Raw genomic sequence first — 19,938 nt, 5'->3', positions numbered from 1 at the left:
ATCTGCAGGGCGTTAGATGAGTGAAGACGACATTTCGCCGAAAACTTGCGCTTGAGTTCGCAAGATTTTACCTTGACGACACTAACTGCCAGTGAAAACAGTTAATGCAGTCTACTTCTATCACTTTCCCAATTTTTTAAAGAACAGTTCTGATCAAAGACCAGACATCAGAGTTTGGGCTACACCGGATGGTGCATCAAACGCTCATGTCTGAGCTTTTCAAGCAATTGCGTTAGCGGTTAGGTGGAGATGGTGGAGCCAAGGAGGATCGAACTCCTGACCTCCTGCGTGCAAGGCAGGCGCTCTCCCAGCTGAGCTATGGCCCCATCGATTGGTGGGTCTGGGCAGATTCGAACTGCCGACCTCACCCTTATCAGGGGTGCGCTCTAACCAACTGAGCTACAGACCCAATCGTCTTACCTTGAGTCTAACTAACTCAATTGCTCTTCTATCAGTGAATCAAGCAATTCGTGTGGGTGCTTGCCAGCAAGCTGACATCTTTCGATTAAGGAGGTGATCCAGCCGCAGGTTCCCCTACGGCTACCTTGTTACGACTTCACCCCAGTCATGAATCACTCCGTGGTAACCGTCCTCCCGAAGGTTAGACTAGCTACTTCTGGAGCAACCCACTCCCATGGTGTGACGGGCGGTGTGTACAAGGCCCGGGAACGTATTCACCGTGACGTTCTGATTCACGATTACTAGCGATTCCGACTTCACGCAGTCGAGTTGCAGACTGCGATCCGGACTACGATCGGTTTTATGGGATTAGCTCCACCTCGCGGCTTGGCAACCCTTTGTACCGACCATTGTAGCACGTGTGTAGCCCTGGCCGTAAGGGCCATGATGACTTGACGTCATCCCCACCTTCCTCCGGTTTGTCACCGGCAGTCTCCTTAGAGTGCCCACCATAACGTGCTGGTAACTAAGGACAAGGGTTGCGCTCGTTACGGGACTTAACCCAACATCTCACGACACGAGCTGACGACAGCCATGCAGCACCTGTGTCTGAGTTCCCGAAGGCACCAATCCATCTCTGGAAAGTTCTCAGCATGTCAAGGCCAGGTAAGGTTCTTCGCGTTGCTTCGAATTAAACCACATGCTCCACCGCTTGTGCGGGCCCCCGTCAATTCATTTGAGTTTTAACCTTGCGGCCGTACTCCCCAGGCGGTCAACTTAATGCGTTAGCTGCGCCACTAAGATCTCAAGGATCCCAACGGCTAGTTGACATCGTTTACGGCGTGGACTACCAGGGTATCTAATCCTGTTTGCTCCCCACGCTTTCGCACCTCAGTGTCAGTGTTAGTCCAGGTAGTCGCCTTCGCCACTGGTGTTCCTTCCAATATCTACGCATTTCACCGCTACACTGGAAATTCCACTACCCTCTACCACACTCTAGCCAGACAGTTTTGGATGCAGTTCCCAGGTTGAGCCCGGGGATTTCACATCCAACTTATCAAGCCACCTACGCGCGCTTTACGCCCAGTAATTCCGATTAACGCTTGCACCCTTCGTATTACCGCGGCTGCTGGCACGAAGTTAGCCGGTGCTTATTCTGTTGGTAACGTCAAAACTCACAGGTATTCGCTATGAGCCCTTCCTCCCAACTTAAAGTGCTTTACGACCCGAGGGCCTTCTTCACACACGCGGCATGGCTGGATCAGGCTTTCGCCCATTGTCCAATATTCCCCACTGCTGCCTCCCGTAGGAGTCTGGACCGTGTCTCAGTTCCAGTGTGACTGATCATCCTCTCAGACCAGTTACGGATCGTCGCCTTGGTAGGCCGTTACCCTACCAACTAGCTAATCCGACCTAGGCTCATCTAATAGCGTGAGGTCCGAAGATCCCCCACTTTCTCCCGTAGGACGTATGCGGTATTAGCGTTCCTTTCGAAACGTTGTCCCCCACTACTAGGCAGATTCCTAGGCATTACTCACCCGTCCGCCGCTGAATCAGAGAGCAAGCTCTCTTCATCCGCTCGACTTGCATGTGTTAGGCCTGCCGCCAGCGTTCAATCTGAGCCATGATCAAACTCTTCAGTTAAGTAGACTGATCGGGTTTTGAGAAAACCCTAAACTTGGCTCAGCAATCGCAAAAAACTCATGAATTCACGAGTTACTTGTGTTGCTGATAATCTTGCGACATCAGACTTATCTCACAAGCACCCACACGAATTGCTTGATTCAACTTGTTAAAGAGCAGTGGCTGCGACCGTGTCGCTAACCGAGGCGCGCATTCTACGCTGTCCTCACATCCTGTCAAGCGTTGATTTGAACTTTTTCGTTTCAACTCAACCACTTGCGCTTGCCTGACCGGTCTAACCAATCTCGGCAGCGGGAGGCGAATCCTACAGCATCCTGAGACGCTGTCAACCCCCTCCGCTTCACTCTGTTATCGCCCGGAGGCGTTAACCTAGCGGCGAGGACTCCGTGGACCCCTCGCCCGGCTCAGACCTAAGTGCTTGATTTTCAAGCCGCTTCAGCATCTGCGCCGGAAGTGGGGCGCATTATAGGCGAGTTTCAAAGGGCGTCAACAGTTATTTTACAGTCGAGTGACAGCGGATCAATTCAGCCATTTCCTTGACCGCCTGCTTGAAGCCGACGAAGACGGCGTGGGCCACGATGGCGTGGCCGATGTTCAGCTCATTGATACCCGGCAGTGCCGCGATGGGCTGGACATTGTGATAGTGCAGACCATGGCCGGCATTGACCACCAGCCCAAGGCCAATGGCGAACTCCACGGCCTTGGCCAGGCGTTGCAGCTCACTGGCCTGCTCTTCCTGGGTCTCAGCCTCGGCATAGCGACCGGTATGGAGTTCGATCACCGGTGCGCCGCAATCCTTGGCCGCCTGAATCTGCTGCAGCTCGGGATCTATAAAGAGGGATACTTCCGACGCGGGCAGCGCGGCGATGGCGTCGCGGATACGCTGGACCTGCCCCACCACATCCAAACCACCTTCTGTCGTCAGCTCTTCACGACGCTCGGGTACCAGGCAGACGTGCGCGGGGCGGATCTCCTGAGCGAATGCCAGCATTTCAGCAGTCAGGGCCACTTCGAGATTCATGCGGGTCTGCAGCACATCACGCAGCAGGCGGACATCCCGCTCTTGAATGTGGCGACGATCCTCGCGCAGGTGCAGGGTGATGCCATCCGCCCCCGCCTCCTCCGCATCCAGTGCCGCCTTGACCGGATCAGGGTAACGCGTACCCCGGGCCTGGCGCAGGGTGGCGACATGATCGATGTTGACGCCCAACAGAACTCGACTGAACTCTTTCATGGTTTATTCACTTGGCTTGGCGAACAATTCGCGACTCATCAGGGGTTTGCTACCCAGGTGCGGCGCCAGGGCCTGACGCATCAAGCGCTTGGCAGCCCGAACGACCGTAGGATCGTCCCACTCGCCACGCTCCAGTGCCAGGATTTCCGCGCCGGCCAGGCAACCGGGGCGAACCTCGTCGACGGGCTCGAAGCCCTGGTCCGGAATGAAGCGATACAGGCGCTGATCTTCGATGATCTGACCATCCAGGGCATGGGACAGCGAGAAGCCATAGCCTAGGAGATCGAGCAGGCGCCATTCAAAGGTACGCAGCAGAGGCTCAACCGGGCGTCCCTGGGCAAGGGCAGCCAGGGTCAGGCCATAGAGCTCGAACAGGGCGGGATAGGGATCTTCGGCGGGCAGTAGCCGAACCAGGAGTTCATTGAGATAGAAACCGCTGAACAGCGCCTGTCCCTGGAGCAGATAGGGTGGCGCCAGGGGAGCCACCTTTTGCAGATTCTTCAGCTCCCCGCGTCCGGTGACCTGGCCTTCGAGCGGAATGAAAGGCCTGGCCAGACTACCGGAGCGAGAGCGGGCTGCGCGCAGCACCGTACGGATCCGTCCGAAGGCGCCGAATACATCCACCAGCGCACTGCTTTCCCGATAGGGGCGCGAATGCAGGACGAACAGCGGCTCGGACGCCTGCATCGCTAGAGGTCGGAATAACCCAGAGAGCGCAGTGCGCGCTCATCATCGGACCAGCCGCCTTTGACTTTGACCCAGAGATTGAGCATGACCTTGGCGTCGAACAGGGTTTCCATGTCGTGACGGGCTTCCTGGCCGATGCGCTTGATGCGTTCACCGGCCTGACCGATGAGGATCTTCTTCTGGCCATCACGCTCGACCAGAATGAGGCCGTGAATGTGCAGCACGCCGTTCTCGTACTTGAATTCCTCGATCTCGACGGCGACCTGGTAAGGCAATTCCGCCCCCAGCTGACGCATGATCTTTTCGCGGATCAGCTCGGCTGCCAGGAAGCGGCTGGATCTGTCGGTGATCTGGTCTTCCGGGAAGAAGTGATCGCCTTCCGGCAGGCGTTCGGCCACCAGCTCTTCGAGGGCGTCGAGGTTGTGGCCGTGCTGGGCGGAGACCGGAATGAGCGTGGCTTCCGGCAGTTGCTCCTGCAACCACTGCAGGTGCGGCAGCATGTCGGCCTTGTCTTCCAGGCGATCCATCTTGTTGACGGCGAGCAGTACCGGGCACTTCACGAAGCGGACTCGCTCCAGCACCATCTGATCCTCGTCGGTCCAGCGCGTACGGTCGACCACGAAGACCACCACGTCCACATCGCGTAACGCGGTGACGGCCGTCTTGTTCATGAAGCGGTTGAGCGCCTTCTGATTTTCCTTGTGCAGACCGGGAGTGTCCACATAGATGGTCTGCACCTCACCCTCGGTCTTGATGCCGAGCATGTTGTGACGGGTGGTCTGCGGCTTGCGCGACGTGATGGCGAGCTTCTGCCCGAGGATATGATTGAGCAGCGTGGACTTGCCGACGTTGGGACGACCCACGATGGCCACATAGCCGCAGCGCGATGCCTTCAGCTCATCATTCATGACCATTCTCCACGCCCAGGGCGATCAAGGCCGCCGAGGCGGCTATCTGTTCGGCGATCCGGCGGCTGGCGCCCTGCCCTGTCGTCTTTTCATTGAGCATGGCGATCTCGCATTCGACAAAGAAGACCCGGCAGTGCGGTTCGCCTTCGATGGCGACCACTTCGTAGCGCGGCAGGTCACAGGCACGTGCCTGGAGAAACTCCTGCAGTCGGGTCTTGGGATCCTTGTTGGTATCCACCGGCGTCAGCTCGCGCAACTGGGGGCCGAGCCAGGCCATGACCCGGTCCTTGGCGGCATCCATGCCGGCATCCAGATAGATGCCGCCGATCAGGGCTTCCATGGCATCGGCCAGGATGGACTCGCGGCGAAAGCCACCACTTTTCAGCTCACCGGACCCCAGGCGCAGGTAGTCGCCCAGTTCGAAGCTGCGGGCGAGCAGCGCCAGGGTCTCGCCTTTCACCAGCTTGGCCCGCAAACGGGACAGCTGGCCTTCGCGAGCCTGGGGGAAGTGATCGTAGAGGGCTTCACCGATGATGAAGTTGAGAATGGCGTCGCCGAGGAATTCAAGGCGTTCATTGTTACGACCGGCAAAGCTGCGGTGCGTAAGGGCGAGCAGCATCAGGTCCGGGTCCTTGAAGGTATAACCCAGCCGACGCTCGAGGCGATCTAGAGATAAAGTCACGGGAGATTTATACGGAAATCACGATTGAAACGAACGACCAGATCGATGTTGCGGATCAGGTGTTCACGTTTTTCATAGTCGAGGCGGATCTGCAGATGGTTGCCGTCGGCTTCGACGCGCATGGCCTTTTGCAGATCGAGATCACGGATGTCGTTCACCTGCATACCCTTCCCCACGTAGCTGTAGACGTCGGACACGCTGCGAATCTGGTTATCGGGATTGTCGCCGATGGATTCGATGACCTTGGTCAGAGCATTGTAGTCCAGGTAATGGGGAACGAGCTTCATGGCCGTACTGGCCAGGAAGGCAATGACGCAGAGTGCGAGCAGACCGCCCAGAAACGACAGCCCCTGCTGGCGGGACGGAAGGCGAGGCACTCTGCGCTCAGTCATCTGATGATACCTACACGGGACAGGGTGGGCATGCTCTGCAGCTTGGGCTCAGGCCAGCTCAGCCAGACGGCGAACGCCTTGCCGACGATGTTGCGGTCCGGAACCATGCCCAGCAGATCACGGGGAATGTTGGGATCGTCCCAGTAACGGCTGTCATTGGAGTTGTCGCGGTTGTCGCCCATCATGAAGTAGTGCCCCGCCGGCACCTTCCATTCGTGGTCGGGCTCCATGCGGTAGCGGGTCATTTCTTCGCGGATCAGGTGCTCGGTCTTGCCGAGTTGCTCCTTGAACAACTTGACGCTGCCCAGGGACCCCGGCTCGTCGCCCACCAGCTGCTTGCTGACGAGTTGGCCGTTGACGTACAGCTGCTTGTCGCTGGTGTAGCGGATGCTGTCGCCTGGCACGCCGACGACGCGCTTGATGTAGTTGACGCTGGGATCGCTGGGATAGCGGAATACCATGACGTCACCCCGTTGCGGGTCCCCGATCGGAATGACCTTGAGGTCGACCACCGGCAGGCGAATACCATAGGCGAATTTGTTCACCAGGATGAAATCGCCCACTTCCAGGGTCGGCTTCATGGATCCCGAAGGAATCTGGAAGGGCTCGACCAGGAACGACCTCAGGATCAGCACGATGGCCAGTACGGGAAAGAAGGACTTTCCGTACTCGACCAGCGCCGGCTCCTTGTTCAACTGCTCCAGTACTGCAGGATCAGGCTCGCCGACCTGCTGCCCGTAGGTCTGGATCGCCTTGCGCCGACGCGGCGCGAGCACCAGCAGATCGATGAGCGCCAGGGCGCCACAGATGGCGACGGCGAGTACCAGCAACAGAGGGAAGTTCAAAGACATGGGCTTTAGCTATCCACCTTGAGCACGGCCAGGAAGGCCTCCTGAGGAATCTCCACGCTACCGACCTGCTTCATGCGCTTCTTGCCCGCCTTCTGCTTTTCCAGCAGCTTGCGTTTACGGGAGACGTCACCACCGTAGCACTTGGCCAGAACGTTCTTGCGTAGTGCCTTGACGGTGGTACGGGCGACGATCTGACCGCCGATGGCCGCCTGGATCGCCACGTCGAACATCTGCCGCGGGATCAGCTCCTTCATCTTTTCGGTCAGGGCGCGACCCTTGTAGTGCGCCTTGTCGCGATGGACGATCAGGGCCAGGGCATCGACCTTCTCACCGTTGATGAGGACGTCGAGCTTGACCAGGCTGGCGGCTTCGAAGCGATCGAAGCTGTAGTCCAGCGACGCATAGCCGCGGCTCACCGACTTCAGGCGGTCGAAGAAGTCCAGCACCACCTCGTTCATTGGCAGGTCGTAGCTGACCTGCACCTGGCTGCTGAGGAACTGCATGTCGCGCTGGACGCCACGCTTCTCGATGCACAGAGTGATGACGTTGCCCAGGTGCTCCTGGGGTACCAGGATGTTGGCGCGCACGATGGGCTCGCGCATCTCGGCGACGGAGGCGAGGTCAGGGAGCTTGGACGGGTTGTCGACATAGATGGTGCTGCCATCCTTGAGCACCACCTCGAAGACCACGGTCGGCGCGGTGGTGATCAGGTCGAGATCGTATTCGCGCTCCAGGCGTTCCTGGATGATCTCCATGTGCAGCATGCCGAGGAAGCCGATGCGGAAGCCGAAGCCAAGGGCCTCGGAGCTTTCCGGCTCGTATTGCAGGGCCGCGTCGTTGAGAGTGAGCTTCTGCAGCGCTTCACGGAAATCCTCGAAGTCGTCGGAGCTGACCGGGAACAGACCGGCATAGACCTGCGGCTTGACCCGCTGGAAGCCCGGCAGCATGGCGACATCCGGCGTAGCGCTGAGGGTCAGGGTGTCACCGACCGGGGCACCGAGGATTTCCTTGATACCGGCGATGATGAAGCCCACTTCGCCCGCTTTCAGATCGGGCATCTCGGTGTGCTTGGGCGAGAAGACGCCGACGCTGTCGACCTGGTGCACCTTGCCGGTGGACTTGACCAGGATCTTGTCGCCCTTCTTGACCCGACCATGCTTGACACGCACGAGCGAGACGACGCCCAGGTAGTTATCGAACCAGGAGTCGATGATCAGTGCCTGCAGGGGCGCATCGATTTCACCCTGGGGCGGCGGAATGACCTTGACCAGTTGCTCCAGCACCTCGGGCACGCCCATGCCGCTCTTGGCGCTGCAAGGGACGGCGTCGGTAGCGTCGATGCCGATGATGTGCTCGATCTCGGCCTTGACCTTGTCCGGATCGGCCTGGGGCAGATCCATCTTGTTCAGCACCGGCATGACCTCAAGGCCCTGCTCGATGGCGGTGTAGCAGTTGGCGACCGACTGGGCTTCCACGCCCTGCCCCGCGTCCACCACCAGCAGCGCTCCTTCGCAGGCGGCCAGCGAGCGGCTGACTTCATAGGTGAAGTCGACGTGGCCAGGGGTATCGATGAAGTTGAGCTGGTAGGTCTTACCGTCTTCGGCTTTGTAGTACAGCGTAACGCTGTGGGCCTTGATGGTGATGCCGCGCTCACGCTCGAGATCCATGGAATCCAGGACCTGGGCCTCCATTTCTCGGTCGCTCAAACCACCACACATCTGGATGAACCGATCCGCAAGCGTCGACTTGCCGTGATCGATGTGGGCGATGATGGAGAAATTGCGGATATGGCTCAGATCACTCACGTATCAGCACTCGAATAGCCAGCAGCGGAACATCCGCCGGGAAAATAGCGGGGAAGTTTACCTGAATGCGGCAAACAAGGGAGACTCCGCCGTTCGAGCGGACAAAAAGAAGGGGCAGTCGCCTGCCCCTTCGCTGCTGAGCCGCCGATTACTTGCCGGGCAGCTTGAAGGTAATGAAGCTGGCCCGACCATCACGTACTACGCGCATCGAGATGGAACGCCCGGCCGGCAAGGCGGAGGTGATCTTCTCGAAGGCCTTGGCCGAATCGATGGGCTGGTTGTTCAGGTGAGTGATGACATCGCCCGGGCGCAGGCCAATGGCTGCGGCAGGACCATCGCCGCTGAGCTTGTTGATCACCACGCCACTCTGGAGGTCCATGGTCTTCTTCTGCTCAGGGGTCAGATTGGCCACGGCGATACCCAGGCGATTGCTGGCACGATTGGAGCCGGGCTCGCCACCGGAAGCGGCCTGGTCATCCTTGGGCATGTCGCCCACGGTGACGCTGAGGTTCTGGCGCTTGCCTTCGCGAATGATCTCCATGTCGGCCTTGGCACCCGGCTTGAGATTGCCGATCAGGTGCGGCAGGTCGGCGGATTCTTCGATTTTCTGGCCGTTGACCGAGAGGATGACGTCACCGACCTTGATCCCGCTCTTGGCGGCAGGGCCGTCGTCCAGAATCTGGGCGACCAGGGCGCCGGCAGGGCGATCCAGACCAAAGGACTCGGCGAGATCCTTGTCCACTTCCTGGATGACCACACCCAACCAGCCACGACTGACCTTGCCTTCTGTCTTCAGCTGATTGGCCACATTCATGGCGACGTCGATCGGAATGGCGAAGGACAGCCCCATGAAGCCACCGGAGCGGGTGAAGATCTGCGAGTTGATCCCGACCACTTCGCCTTTCAGGTTGAACAGCGGGCCACCGGAGTTACCCGGGTTGATGGCCACGTCGGTCTGGATGAAGGGCACATAGCTTTCGTTAGGCAGGCTGCGTCCCTTGGCACTGACGATACCGGCAGTCACCGAGTGATCGAAGCCGAAGGGCGAGCCGATGGCCAGTACCCATTCGCCAACCTTGAGCTGATCGGAGTTGCCCAACTTGAGGGTGGGCAGGTCCTTGGCATCGATCTTCAGCAGAGCCACGTCGGTCCGGGGATCCGCGCCGATCAGCTTGGCGGTGTGATCGCTGCGATCGGATAGACGCACCAGGATCTCATCGGCATCGGCGACCACATGGTTGTTGGTCAGGATGTAGCCATCGGGCGAGATGATGAAGCCGGAACCCAGCGACTGGGCCTGCTCCTGCTTGCCACGCGGGCTGCGCGGCATCTGCGGGATGCTGCGTTCGAAGAATTCACGAATGCCCGGCGGCAGGCCTTCCAGGTCGGGCATGGTCATGGCGCCGACGCCACGACCTTCGGGAATCTTTTGGCGGGTGCTGATGTTGACGACGGCGGGAGACGCAGCCTCGACCAGACCAGTGAAATCCGGTAGATCGGCCCGAGCCATGGCCGTCAGTCCCATCAGCCAGAGCCCTAGCAGGGCAGCGGTGTAATGCTTGAAATTGCGCATGCGCATGCAGCTCCACTCTATCCAATGACTTGAACACATCGCTAGCGGACTGCCCCACCCCGAGGGAAGCACAGTCAAAGACGACTGGCAGCAGGAATATCACGCCCTTGCTGAACGATAGCTTTCGAAGCATTTTGCTGCCTGAAGGAAAACCTGCAGACGAAAAAAAACGGTGCCCGGAACTGGACGTCCGGACACCGTTTCGAGGTGAAGCCAGCGGATCAACGCTGGGCAGGGGTTTCCTGCTTTTCACCTACAGCAGACTGATCAGCTTTGACCTCAGCATTGGCCTTGGTGCTTTCCTCGCTGAAGCTGGCCAGTACGGCCGGGCTACGAGCGGGTTGCGGCACGGTCAGCTGGCTTGGTGCCTGCTGGGCCAGACCCTGGGTGGAAACGTCAGACTGGTTGTATACCTTCACGCCAGCCAGTACGGCAAAGGTCACGGAGGCTGCTACCGCAACCCGACCCAGGCTCGACCAACGACCCTTGCTGACTTGGGCAGCAACGGGAGCTGCCGGAGCCACAACGGCTTCGTCACGCTCCAGCGTGGTGGTGACGCCCTTAGCGATGTCCAGGTTCGGCATCATGGGCTCGCCGCGAATCACGGCACTGACCATGGCGTAGCGCGACCAAGTGGCGCGCAGTTCCGGGTCCTTGCTGACCTCGGCGATGACACGCCGGGTTTCGAATTCGTCCGCTTCGTTATCCATAACAGCGGACAGGGATTCCAGCAGGGCTTCACGACTCATACGTATTACCTCTCTAAAAGCTGTCGCCGCTGTCTATGCATCACGCAGCAAGGGCTGCAATGCTTTGTCTATCGCTTCCCGAGCTCGGAAAATCCGAGACCGGACCGTTCCCACGGGACACTGCATAACATTGGCAATGTCCTCGTAGCTGAGGCCTTCGAACTCACGAAGGGTCAGCGCGGTACGCAGATCTTCCGGGAGCTGCTGGATGGTCCGGTGCACGGTGGCCTCGATCTCATCCCGCAAAAGGGACCGCTCTGGGGACTCGATATCCTTTAGAGCATGGTCGCCTTCATAAAATTCCGCATCTTCGGCACTGACGTCGCTGTCCGGTGGACGACGACCCCGGGCAACCAGATGATTCTTTGCCGTGTTGATGGCGATACGATAAAGCCATGTGTAGAAAGCACTATCACCGCGGAAGTTCCCGAGCGCGCGATAGGCCTTGATGAAAGCCTCCTGCGCGACGTCCTGAGCTTCCTGGGTATCGTGGACGAAACGCACGATCAGACCGAGGATCTTGTGCTGATACTTGAGTACCAGCAGGTCGAAGGCACGCTTGTCACCGCGCTGCACGCGCTCGACAAGTTGTTGATCCTGCTCCTGCGTGGGCAGGGCTTGCTTGCTGTCCTTGGCTTGCAGCTCGGTATCGTCCTTGCTTTCACTATCGACGCGCGCTGCTAGACTGGGCTGTTGCACGTAAGTTCTCCCCTCCACAGCAGTTGATGAGCGAGCGCTGGATGGCTGCTGATCGCTCCTGGGTGTCACTGATTTAGCTTTGGCAGATGTCCCATTCTCGTTCAGGCGCTCCGGCCATACGGATGGGCAATTATCTGTACATAGACCGCACACGAAGCCTGCGAGTTCCCTGACCGTACCTGCACGATGGCTATGCCGTCAGCCACCTTGTTCCTATACTCGCCGTCTCGCTGAGAAGGAATCGTCATGGCGCGTCATCTGGAGTTCGATGTTCTGGTAATCGGCAGTGGCGCGGCAGGCCTCACGCTCGCGCTCAACCTGCCGGCAACGCTGTCGATCGCGGTGCTGAGCAAAGGTGAGCTGGCCCAGGGATCGACCTACTGGGCGCAAGGTGGCGTCGCCGCCGTGCTGGACGAGGGCGACACTGTCGAGGCGCACGTTCAGGATACCCTAGTTGCGGGCGCCGGGCTCTGCAACGAAGCCGCCGTGCGTTTCACCGTGGAGCACAGTCGCGAGGCCATGCAGTGGCTGATCGACCAGGGAGTGCCTTTCACCCGCGAACCGGATGCTGCCAAGGGTGGCCTGGGCTTTCACCTCACCCGTGAAGGCGGCCACAGCCACAGGCGGATCATCCATGCCGCCGATGCCACCGGCATGGCGATCTTCGACACCCTGCTGCGTACCGCCGAAGGTCGCCCCAACATCCAACTGCTGAGCCAGCGTGTGGCGGTGGATCTGATCACCACCGAAAAGCTTGGCCGTCCGGGCGCGCGCTGCCTGGGCGCCTATGTGCTGGACCGGACCAGTGGTCAGGTGGATACCCTGCACGCACGCTTCACCGTGCTGGCCACGGGCGGAGCCAGCAAGGCCTACCTCTATAGCACCAACCTGGACAGCGCCAGTGGCGATGGCATCGCCATGGCCTGGCGCGCCGGCTGCTCGGTGGCCAACCTGGAATTCAACCAGTTCCATCCGACCTGCCTTTACCACCCTCATGCGCGGAGTTTTCTGATCACCGAAGCCCTGCGCGGTGAAGGCGCCGTTCTGCGCCTGCCGGAGGGTGAGCGCTTCATGCCACGCTTCGACGCGCGCGCCGATCTGGCACCCCGGGACGTAGTGGCCCGCGCCATCGACCATGAGATGAAGCGCCTTGGCATCGACTCCGTGTTCCTCGATATCAGCCACAAGCCGGCGGACTTCGTGCAGGAGCACTTCCCCACGGTCTATCGCCGCTGTCTCGAACTGGGCATCGACATCACCCGTGATCCGATACCCGTGGTGCCTGCCGCGCACTACACCTGCGGTGGCGTCCGCGTCGACGAGCATGGCCGCTCGGATCTCGCCGGCCTCTATGCCATCGGCGAAACCAGCTGCACCGGCCTGCATGGCGCCAATCGCATGGCCAGCAATTCGCTGCTGGAATGCTTCGTCTACGCGCGCTCGGCGGCACTGGACATCCAGGCGCAGGAGGCGCGGATTCCGATGCCGCACGACCTGCCCGACTGGGATGCCAGCCAGGTGACGGATTCCGACGAGGACGTGGTGATCGCCCACAACTGGGATGAACTGCGGCGCTTCATGTGGGACTACGTCGGCATCGTGCGCACCACCAAGCGGCTGGTGCGCGCCCGCCATCGCATCCGGCTGCTGATGGACGAGATCGACGAGTTCTACAGCAACTACAGGGTGAGCCGTGACCTGATCGAATTGCGCAACCTGGCGCAGGTGGCGGACCTGATCATCGAGAGCGCCCTCGCCCGCCAGGAGAGCCGTGGCCTGCACTTTACCCTGGATTATCCGCAGACCGACGGCTGCGCCCGGGACACTATCCTGGCGCCGCGAACCGGCGTGGCGCGAAGCGAAGCCTGACGCGCAGGCGGCGGTGGGCGTCCGCCGACAGGCTGTCGCTGGCAATGCAGAGACTGCGAGGGAATCTTTCGCCAGGCAGGCGATAGCGCAGGACCACCAGCAGCGGCAACGCCAGGCTATCCGGACGCAACTGGACGTCCTGCCAGCCGCTGGCGGGCGACCAGAGCTGCCAACCTTCCGTGCCATGGCGCAGGCGTCGGGGCACCGCGGGATGACGCTGCTGGAGCTGGCGATAGCGCACGCGGTGCCAGGACCAGAGCACCAGCAGCGTCAGGAGAGGCTTGAGCGTCCAGGGGATGGCGGCGAGCCAGAGACAGGCTCCCGCGGCGAAGGCGGCCAGGGTGTGCAGCCGGAGGAGCGCCGGGGAGGCGCTCCAGCGGCATTCGAAGGGCTCAAGCCGGCTGGACACGGTCCAGGATCATGCGCACGATGATCTGCAGGTCGGCGTCTTCCGGTTCGCCGCGCTGCATGAACCAGTGGAACATGTCCTGATCCTCGCACTCGAGCAGCTTGCGATAGCGGGCCTGGTCTTCCGCGCCTAGGGAGGAATAGACCTCCTTGACGAAGGGCACCAGCAATACATCCAGTTCCAGCATGCCGCGACGGCTGTGCCAGTACAATCTGTTGAGTTCGGTAGCTTCGGTACTCATGGGGACTCCTGCGACAATCGGCGCAGTATAAGCCCGAAGCGCCCCGCCGCGCAGTGCGCCTGACATTCACCCCAGGCGCGCCTATGATGAGCGGCTTCACTCGACACGGAGCTGCTGCCGCAATGGCCGACTCGCCGTATTTCTGCCGCTTGACCCACGAAGGCGTCCTGGCCATCCGCGGGGTCGACGCGACCAAGTTTCTCCAGGGGCAGGTGACCTGCAACCTCAACTATCTCGCTGACGACCAGGCCGGCCTGGGGGGTCGCTGCACGCCCAAGGGGCGGCTGGTATCCAGCTTCCGCATCATCAAGCAGGCCGACGGCTATCTGCTGGCGATGGCACAGGAGCTGGTCGAGCCCTTGCTGACCGACCTGAAGAAGTACGCGGTCTTTTCCAAGTCGACGCTCGCCGACGAAAGCGCCCAGTGGCAACGCCTGGGTCTCTCTGCCACCGGCTTTACCAATGCCTACCCCACTGTGGCGCTGGGCGCGCAGGCCAATGCCGTGGCGCCGCTAGACGGCGGCTTCGCCCTGCGCCTGGAGGATGGCCGGGTCGAGCTCTGGCTCACCGCGGAGACGAGCGCGCCCGAGCTGCCTGAGGTCGGACTCGACACCTGGCTGTTGGCGCAGGTGCGCGCCGGCATCGGCCAGGTGTTTGGCGCGACCCGCGAGCTGTTCGTCCCGCAGATGATCAATCTGCAGGCATTGGACGGCGTGAGCTTTCGCAAGGGCTGCTACACCGGCCAGGAAATCGTCGCCCGCATGCAGTACCTGGGCAAGCTCAAGCGACGGCTTTACCGCCTGGCCGGCAGCGAGCAGCCCCCTGCCGTGGGTACCCAGCTGTTCTCGCCGGTCCACGGCAGTAGCGTGGGCGAGGTAGTGCTCGCCGCGTCGAGCCGCGAAGGCTGCGAGTTCCTGGCCGTGCTTCAGGGCGATGCGGCCGAGGATGGCCGCGTCTCGGTCGGCAGCTCGGACGGGCCAAACTGCCGTTTACTCGATTTGCCCTACTCACTCGATAGCGATCGTGAAATAAAGCGCTGAAGGTTGGGATCGCCTTTCCGCTCCTCACACAGGTATGTCATGACTCCTCTTGCTGAAAAAGTTGTCCAGGATCTTCTCCACGCGATAGACACCGATCGCGTGGTGTTGCCCACGCTTCCCGAGGTGGCATTGAAGGTCAGAGAAGCGGCCGAAGACCCCGACGTGGGCGTCGCCGAGTTGAGTCGCGTGATCGCCATGGACGCGGCCCTGACGGCGCGCCTGATCAAGGTGGTCAACAGCCCGCTCTTGCGGACCAGCAAGGAGATCACCGATCTGCAAATGGCGGTGGGACGGCTGGGTATCAACTACACGGCGAATCTGGCCACGGGCCTGGCCATGCAGCAGATGTTCCAGGCCACCAGCGATGCCGTGGATCGCAAGATGCGCGAGGTCTGGAGCCAGGGCACCGAGATCGCCGCCATCAGCCATGCACTGTGCAAGAAGTACACGCGCCTGATGGCCGATCGCGCCCTGCTCGCCGGCCTGGTACACCAGATCGGCGTGCTGCCGATCCTGACCTATGCCGAAGAGCAGGAAGACCTGCTGGCCAACGCCATCACCCTCGACCAGGTGACGGCGCGTATCCATTCGCAGATTGGCGAACGCATCCTCAAGGTCTGGGATTTTCCCGCGGACATCGCCTGCGTGCCGCGCGAGTACCTGGCGCTGGAGCGTCAGCCCGCGACGGCCGACTACGCCGACATCGTGCAGATCGCCACTCAGTTGCATGCCCAGCGCCAGGGTCAGGAAGGTTCGATCCAGACGCTGCCTGCCGCCATCCGCCTGGGGCTGAACAATCAGCCCGACCCAGCCAAGGATCCAGCCTTCTGGGACGCGGTGGAACAGTCGCGCACCCTGCTCGGCTGACCTAGACGTCCTCGGCGGGAAATTCGATCCGCACCCTTAGCCCACCGAGCGCGCCGTCCAGCAACTGGATGCGTGCCCGGTGCGCGGCGCAGATCTCTCCGACGATGGCGAGGCCCAGACCGGCGCCACCGGATTGCATATCCAGGCGCTGAAAGCGCTCGAAGACCTTTACCCGGGCATTGGCCGGAATGCCGGGACCATCGTCCTCGACCTCCAGAACCGCCGGTGCCAGTACCCGCACCACGATGTTGCCGCCTGGCTCGCTGTGAGCCAGGGCATTTTCCACCAGGTTGCAGAGCAACTCGTTGAGCAGCGTGGGCTCGCCAATCACCCATGCCTTGGCAAAGGGCTCGAAGGCCAGGGCGACGCCCTTGGCATGGGCCAGCGGTGCCAGCGCCATGGCCAGTTCCCGCGCCAGCTCACCGAGTTCCAGCCGCTCGGCACCGCCCTCGGCGATGGCCTGGGCCCCGCTCTCGATCCGTGCCAGCGACAGCAACTGGTTGGCCAGACGCGCCAGGCGGTCGGTGCTGGTGCGGGTCTCTTCCAGGGTGGCGTACCAGGCGTGGGGTTCCCGCTCGCGCAGGCCAAGCTCGACCCGGGCCTTGATCGCCGCCAACGGGGTGCGCAGTTCATGGGCGGCGTTGGCGATGAAATCGGCCTGGCGCTCGAACAGTCGGCGCAGGCGCAGGGTAAAGCCTTCCAGGGCATGCACCAGGGGCAATAGCTCCTGGGGTGCCCGCACCTCGGGCAGCGGGCGCAGATCGTCCACCCCCCGCTCTTCCACGGCTTGGCGCAGGCGTTCCAGGGGACGCAGCGCGGCACCTACCGCCATCCATACCAGCAGGATGGCACCCAGCCCCATCAGGCCCAGGCGGATCAGGGTATCGGTGAGCAGGCTGCGTGCCACCTCCTCACGAGCTTCGGCAGTCTCGGCGACGCGAATCTCGGCCATGCCGGTGAGATCCGGCTGGCTGACCGGCTGGGCCAGACTGACCACCCGTACATCCTTGCCGCGATAGGTGCTGTTGTAGAAGCGAGCCAGGGCCGGATAGTCGCGGGTCAGGGGGGTATCCGGCGGCGGCGGCGGAATTTCCTCGTAGCCGGAGATCAGCCGGCCGCGGGTGTCCAGTACCTGATAGAAGATGCGTCCGACGTTGTCGTAGGCGAAGTTGTCCAGGGCGATGTAGGGTACATCGGCGCGCAGGATGCCGTTGCTGGCCGACAATCCGGCGGCAATGGTGCGGGCCGACGCCAGCAGCGTCCGGTCATAGGCGACGTCAGCCAGGCGCCGGCCATTGAGATAGGCCGCCAGGCTGCTGATCGCCAGGATGACCGCCAGCAGCACCACCAGTCGCAGCAGCAGCCGGCCACGCAGGCTGCCCGCTGCCTTTACCACGTCAGCCATGCTGCTCTTCCAGCAGATAGCCCAGACCACGGAAGGTAACGATGCGCACGGCGCCGGCCTCCAGCTTCTTGCGCAGCCGGTGCACATAGATCTCGATGGCTTCGGGACTGGCTTCCTCGTCCAGGCCGAAGACCTGGGCGGCCAGCTGCTCCTTGCTCATGACCCGTCCGGGACGAGCGATGAGCGCGGCCAGCACCGCATGTTCGCGGGACGTGAGCGACAGCGCCTCCTCGCCCAGAGTGAAGCGCGAGGTGTTGAGGTCATAGATCAGCGGGCCGCAGCGCTGCTGGCGATCCCCGCCCAGCACGCTGCGGCGCAGCAAGGCCTTGACCCGGGCTTCCAGCTCGGTGAGCTCGAAGGGCTTGGCCAGGTAGTCGTCGGCGCCGAGATTGAGCCCCTGCACCCGATCCTTGACCTCGCCCCGGGCGGTCAGCATCAGCACCGGCAGGCGATCGCCACGCTCGCGCAGGCGCGCCAGCACCTCGAAGCCATCCATGCGCGGCAGGCCGACGTCGAGAATGGCCAGGGCATAGCTTTCACTCTGCAGGGCCAGGTCGGCGGCCACGCCATCGTTGAGCAGATCGACGTTGAGCCCGGCACTCTTGAGCGCCTGGGCGACGCTTTCGGCCAGAGGCGGATGATCTTCGACCAGTAGGATGCGCACGCTGACAGCTCCTGCCTAAAAGGCCCGAGTTTACCGGATAGTGGCCCCTTGACCCGTTGCCCGCCACGCACATTCGTTGCCTTTCACGACTGAAAGGCTGTTGAAAGCTTGGCGGTCTAGAGTGAAAGGTAGCGGTCCCAGAACCGCATGATGCTTGCCCAAGCGCCACCCCTGGTTGGCCAACAACAATAACAAGCGGAACGACATCCATGCTCGCCCTCGCGCAGCTCCACGTGCTTACCCTTCTCTTCTGTGAACGATCGCCGCCCTGGCGAGACTGAGCCGTGTCCGCCTGTCAGCTTCTGAAATAACAACAAAAGGAAGACGTCGATGAGCACCACCTTGCGCAACCTCACCCTGACCCTGGCCGCTTCCGTGCTGCTATCCGCCCAGGCCATGGCCGAACCCAAGCGTCCCGAATGCATCGCGCCGGCCTCCCCGGGTGGTGGCTTCGACCTGACCTGCAAGCTGGCCCAGAGTGGCCTGGTGGAAGCCAAGCTGCTGGACAAGCCCATGCGCGTGACCTACATGCCCGGCGGGGTAGGCGCGGTGGCCTACAACACCGTGGTGGCTCAGCGTCCAGCCGATGGCGATACCATCGTCGCCTTCTCCAGCGGCTCGCTGCTGAACCTGGCCCAGGGCAAGTTCGGTCGTTTCGACGAGAAGGCCGTGCGCTGGCTGGCGGCGGTGGGGGCCAGCTATGGCGCCATCGCGGTCAAGGCCGACTCGCCCTACAAGACCCTAGGCGACCTGGTCGAGGCGCTGAAAAAGGATCCGAGCAAGGTGGTGATCGGCTCCGGCGGCACCGTGGGCAGCCAGGACTGGATGCAGACGGCGCTGATCGCCAAGGCCGCCGGCATCAATCCCAAGGACCTGCGCTATGTAGCTCTGGAAGGCGGCGGCGAGATCGCCACCGCGCTGCTGGGTGGTCACATTCAGGTCGGCAGCACCGACATCTCAGACTCCATGCCCCATGTCGAGGCCGGCAACATGCGCCTCCTGGCGGTCTTCGCCGAGCAGCGCTTCGACGAACCGGCGATGAAGGACATCCCCACCGCACGCGAGCAGGGCTACGACATCGTCTGGCCGGTGGTCCGCGGCTTCTATGTCGGCCCGAAGGTCACCGACGAGCAGTACAACTGGTGGAAAGCCAGCTTCGACAAGCTGCTGGCGTCCGACGACTTCGCCAAGCTGCGTGATCAGCGCGAGCTCTTCCCCTTCGCCATGACCGGTTCCGAACTGGACGCCTATGTGCAGAAGGAAGTCGCGCGCTACCGCGGCATGGCCAAGGAATTCGGCCTGATCCAGTAACAGAGCCCCCGCCCCTGGCGCCCCTCCGGGCGCCTTCGAGGATGTCGACATGATCTTCCAACGCGCCTTCATGGCGGTCTGGCTGGTGGCCGGACTCGTCATGCTGTTCATCGCCCGGGATTACCAGGCGCCCTTCTCCTACGAGCCGGTCGGTCCGCGGGCCTATCCGATGCTGATGTTCGGGCTGATGAGCCTGGGCCTCGCCTATCTGATCATCCGCCCCACGCCGATCGGCGATGGCGAAGACCAGAAGCCGCTGGACGCCTCGTCGCTGCGCAAGGTGGTGGCCTGCTGCGTCATCCTGCTGGGCTACGCCCTGACCTTCCAGCCGCTGGGCTTCCCCTTGAGCGCCTTCCTTACCGCCACCCTGTGCGGCCTGCTCTATGGCGGCCGCCTGATGCCCTGTGCCCTGGTCAGCCTGCTGCTCTCGGTAAGTCTCTATGTGCTGTTCGACCGGGTGATGGAAGTCCCCCTACCCCTTGGCGTGCTGGAATTCCTGGAAGGCTGAC

At 61.7% G+C, this 19,938-nt stretch carries 19 protein-coding genes, 2 tRNA genes and 1 rRNA gene; 5 read left to right on the top strand and 17 right to left on the bottom strand.

Going from position 1 to position 19,938, the window contains the following annotated elements; genetic code table 11:
• Positions 1 to 250 precede the first annotated feature (250 nt).
• The 13 genes from APT59_RS04500 to rpoE form a co-directional block, all read right to left on the bottom strand.
• Positions 251 to 326: transfer RNA gene (locus APT59_RS04500), tRNA-Ala, on the bottom strand.
• A gap of 6 nt (positions 327 to 332) precedes the next feature.
• Positions 333 to 409 (bottom strand) — tRNA-Ile (locus tag APT59_RS04495).
• 97 nt (positions 410 to 506) lie between these two features.
• Positions 507 to 2,043, bottom strand: a 16S ribosomal RNA gene (locus APT59_RS04490).
• A gap of 493 nt (positions 2,044 to 2,536) precedes the next feature.
• Positions 2,537 to 3,277: a pyridoxine 5'-phosphate synthase gene (pdxJ, locus tag APT59_RS04485; RefSeq protein WP_059313751.1), complete on the bottom strand. Its 741-nt coding sequence runs from the start codon at positions 3,275 to 3,277 to the stop codon at positions 2,537 to 2,539.
• Between the two features lie 3 nt (positions 3,278 to 3,280).
• The gene (gene recO, locus APT59_RS04480) at positions 3,281 to 3,964 is read right to left on the bottom strand and encodes a DNA repair protein RecO (protein ID WP_059313750.1); all 684 of its coding nucleotides are present in this window, start codon (positions 3,962 to 3,964) and stop codon (positions 3,281 to 3,283) included.
• Positions 3,965 to 3,966: 2 nt separating this feature from the next.
• Entirely contained in the window at positions 3,967 to 4,872 is a 906-nt protein-coding gene (era, locus tag APT59_RS04475; protein ID WP_059313749.1) for a GTPase Era, read from the bottom strand.
• Entirely contained in the window at positions 4,865 to 5,554 is a 690-nt protein-coding gene (gene rnc, locus APT59_RS04470) for a ribonuclease III (RefSeq protein ID WP_007161997.1), read from the bottom strand. Before rnc ends, era begins: the two co-directional genes overlap by 8 nt.
• Positions 5,551 to 5,946, bottom strand: coding sequence for a DUF4845 domain-containing protein (locus APT59_RS04465; RefSeq protein WP_059313748.1), 396 nt, complete (start codon positions 5,944 to 5,946; stop codon positions 5,551 to 5,553). Before APT59_RS04465 ends, rnc begins: the two co-directional genes overlap by 4 nt.
• Positions 5,943 to 6,797 carry a signal peptidase I gene (gene lepB / locus APT59_RS04460; protein ID WP_059313747.1) on the bottom strand — a complete coding sequence of 285 codons (855 nt, stop codon included), beginning with the start codon at positions 6,795 to 6,797 and terminating at the stop codon, positions 5,943 to 5,945. Before lepB ends, APT59_RS04465 begins: the two co-directional genes overlap by 4 nt.
• A gap of 5 nt (positions 6,798 to 6,802) precedes the next feature.
• The gene (gene lepA / locus APT59_RS04455) at positions 6,803 to 8,602 is read right to left on the bottom strand and encodes a translation elongation factor 4 (RefSeq protein ID WP_059313746.1); all 1,800 of its coding nucleotides are present in this window, start codon (positions 8,600 to 8,602) and stop codon (positions 6,803 to 6,805) included.
• A 148-nt stretch (positions 8,603 to 8,750) separates the two neighbouring features.
• Positions 8,751 to 10,175, bottom strand: coding sequence for a DegQ family serine endoprotease (locus tag APT59_RS04450; protein WP_059316823.1), 1,425 nt, complete (start codon positions 10,173 to 10,175; stop codon positions 8,751 to 8,753).
• A 221-nt stretch (positions 10,176 to 10,396) separates the two neighbouring features.
• Positions 10,397 to 10,924 carry a sigma-E factor negative regulatory protein gene (locus APT59_RS04445; RefSeq protein ID WP_059313745.1) on the bottom strand — a complete coding sequence of 176 codons (528 nt, stop codon included), beginning with the start codon at positions 10,922 to 10,924 and terminating at the stop codon, positions 10,397 to 10,399.
• A 33-nt stretch (positions 10,925 to 10,957) separates the two neighbouring features.
• Positions 10,958 to 11,539: an RNA polymerase sigma factor RpoE gene (gene rpoE, locus APT59_RS04440; protein ID WP_026083736.1), complete on the bottom strand. Its 582-nt coding sequence runs from the start codon at positions 11,537 to 11,539 to the stop codon at positions 10,958 to 10,960.
• Positions 11,540 to 11,869: 330 nt separating this feature from the next.
• On the opposite strand from rpoE, the gene nadB reads away from it, so the two are divergent.
• Positions 11,870 to 13,492: an L-aspartate oxidase gene (gene nadB, locus APT59_RS04435; RefSeq protein ID WP_059313744.1), complete on the top strand. Its 1,623-nt coding sequence runs from the start codon at positions 11,870 to 11,872 to the stop codon at positions 13,490 to 13,492.
• On the opposite strand, the gene APT59_RS04430 is transcribed toward nadB, so the two are convergent.
• Positions 13,449 to 13,901 carry a protein YgfX gene (locus tag APT59_RS04430; protein WP_059313743.1) on the bottom strand — a complete coding sequence of 151 codons (453 nt, stop codon included), beginning with the start codon at positions 13,899 to 13,901 and terminating at the stop codon, positions 13,449 to 13,451. The genes nadB and APT59_RS04430 overlap by 44 nt on opposite strands.
• Positions 13,885 to 14,142 carry a succinate dehydrogenase assembly factor 2 gene (locus APT59_RS04425; RefSeq protein ID WP_027603054.1) on the bottom strand — a complete coding sequence of 86 codons (258 nt, stop codon included), beginning with the start codon at positions 14,140 to 14,142 and terminating at the stop codon, positions 13,885 to 13,887. The genes APT59_RS04430 and APT59_RS04425 overlap by 17 nt, the downstream gene beginning before the upstream one ends.
• Positions 14,143 to 14,264: 122 nt before the next feature.
• Here APT59_RS04425 and APT59_RS04420 point away from each other — a divergent pair, with 122 nt between their 5' ends.
• Positions 14,265 to 15,182 carry a YgfZ/GcvT domain-containing protein gene (locus APT59_RS04420; RefSeq protein WP_059313742.1) on the top strand — a complete coding sequence of 306 codons (918 nt, stop codon included), beginning with the start codon at positions 14,265 to 14,267 and terminating at the stop codon, positions 15,180 to 15,182.
• Between the two features lie 39 nt (positions 15,183 to 15,221).
• A complete protein-coding gene (locus APT59_RS04415; RefSeq protein WP_059313741.1) occupies positions 15,222 to 16,049 on the top strand; it encodes an HDOD domain-containing protein in 828 nt (275 codons plus the stop codon).
• A 1-nt stretch (position 16,050) separates the two neighbouring features.
• Here APT59_RS04415 and APT59_RS04410 read toward each other — a convergent pair whose 3' ends face one another.
• Positions 16,051 to 17,454: a sensor histidine kinase gene (locus tag APT59_RS04410; RefSeq protein WP_059313740.1), complete on the bottom strand. Its 1,404-nt coding sequence runs from the start codon at positions 17,452 to 17,454 to the stop codon at positions 16,051 to 16,053.
• Positions 17,447 to 18,118: a response regulator gene (locus tag APT59_RS04405; RefSeq protein ID WP_059313739.1), complete on the bottom strand. Its 672-nt coding sequence runs from the start codon at positions 18,116 to 18,118 to the stop codon at positions 17,447 to 17,449. Before APT59_RS04405 ends, APT59_RS04410 begins: the two co-directional genes overlap by 8 nt.
• A gap of 330 nt (positions 18,119 to 18,448) precedes the next feature.
• On the opposite strand from APT59_RS04405, the gene APT59_RS04400 reads away from it, so the two are divergent.
• Together APT59_RS04400 and APT59_RS04395 are read left to right on the top strand one after the other, a co-directional pair.
• Complete coding sequence (locus APT59_RS04400; RefSeq protein ID WP_059313738.1) at positions 18,449 to 19,429, top strand: Bug family tripartite tricarboxylate transporter substrate binding protein; 981 nt, start codon at positions 18,449 to 18,451, stop codon at positions 19,427 to 19,429.
• Positions 19,430 to 19,478: 49 nt separating this feature from the next.
• Positions 19,479 to 19,937, top strand: a complete 459-nt coding sequence (locus tag APT59_RS04395) for a tripartite tricarboxylate transporter TctB family protein (RefSeq protein WP_017640135.1) — start codon at positions 19,479 to 19,481, stop codon at positions 19,935 to 19,937.
• Position 19,938: the final 1 nt, after the last annotated feature.

The sequence above is a fragment of the Pseudomonas oryzihabitans genome, from assembly GCF_001518815.1.
GTDB lineage: Bacteria > Pseudomonadota > Gammaproteobacteria > Pseudomonadales > Pseudomonadaceae > Chryseomonas > Chryseomonas oryzihabitans_E.
Note: the sequence above shows the minus strand (reverse complement) of the source record. Positions and strands in the feature narration are given on the sequence as shown.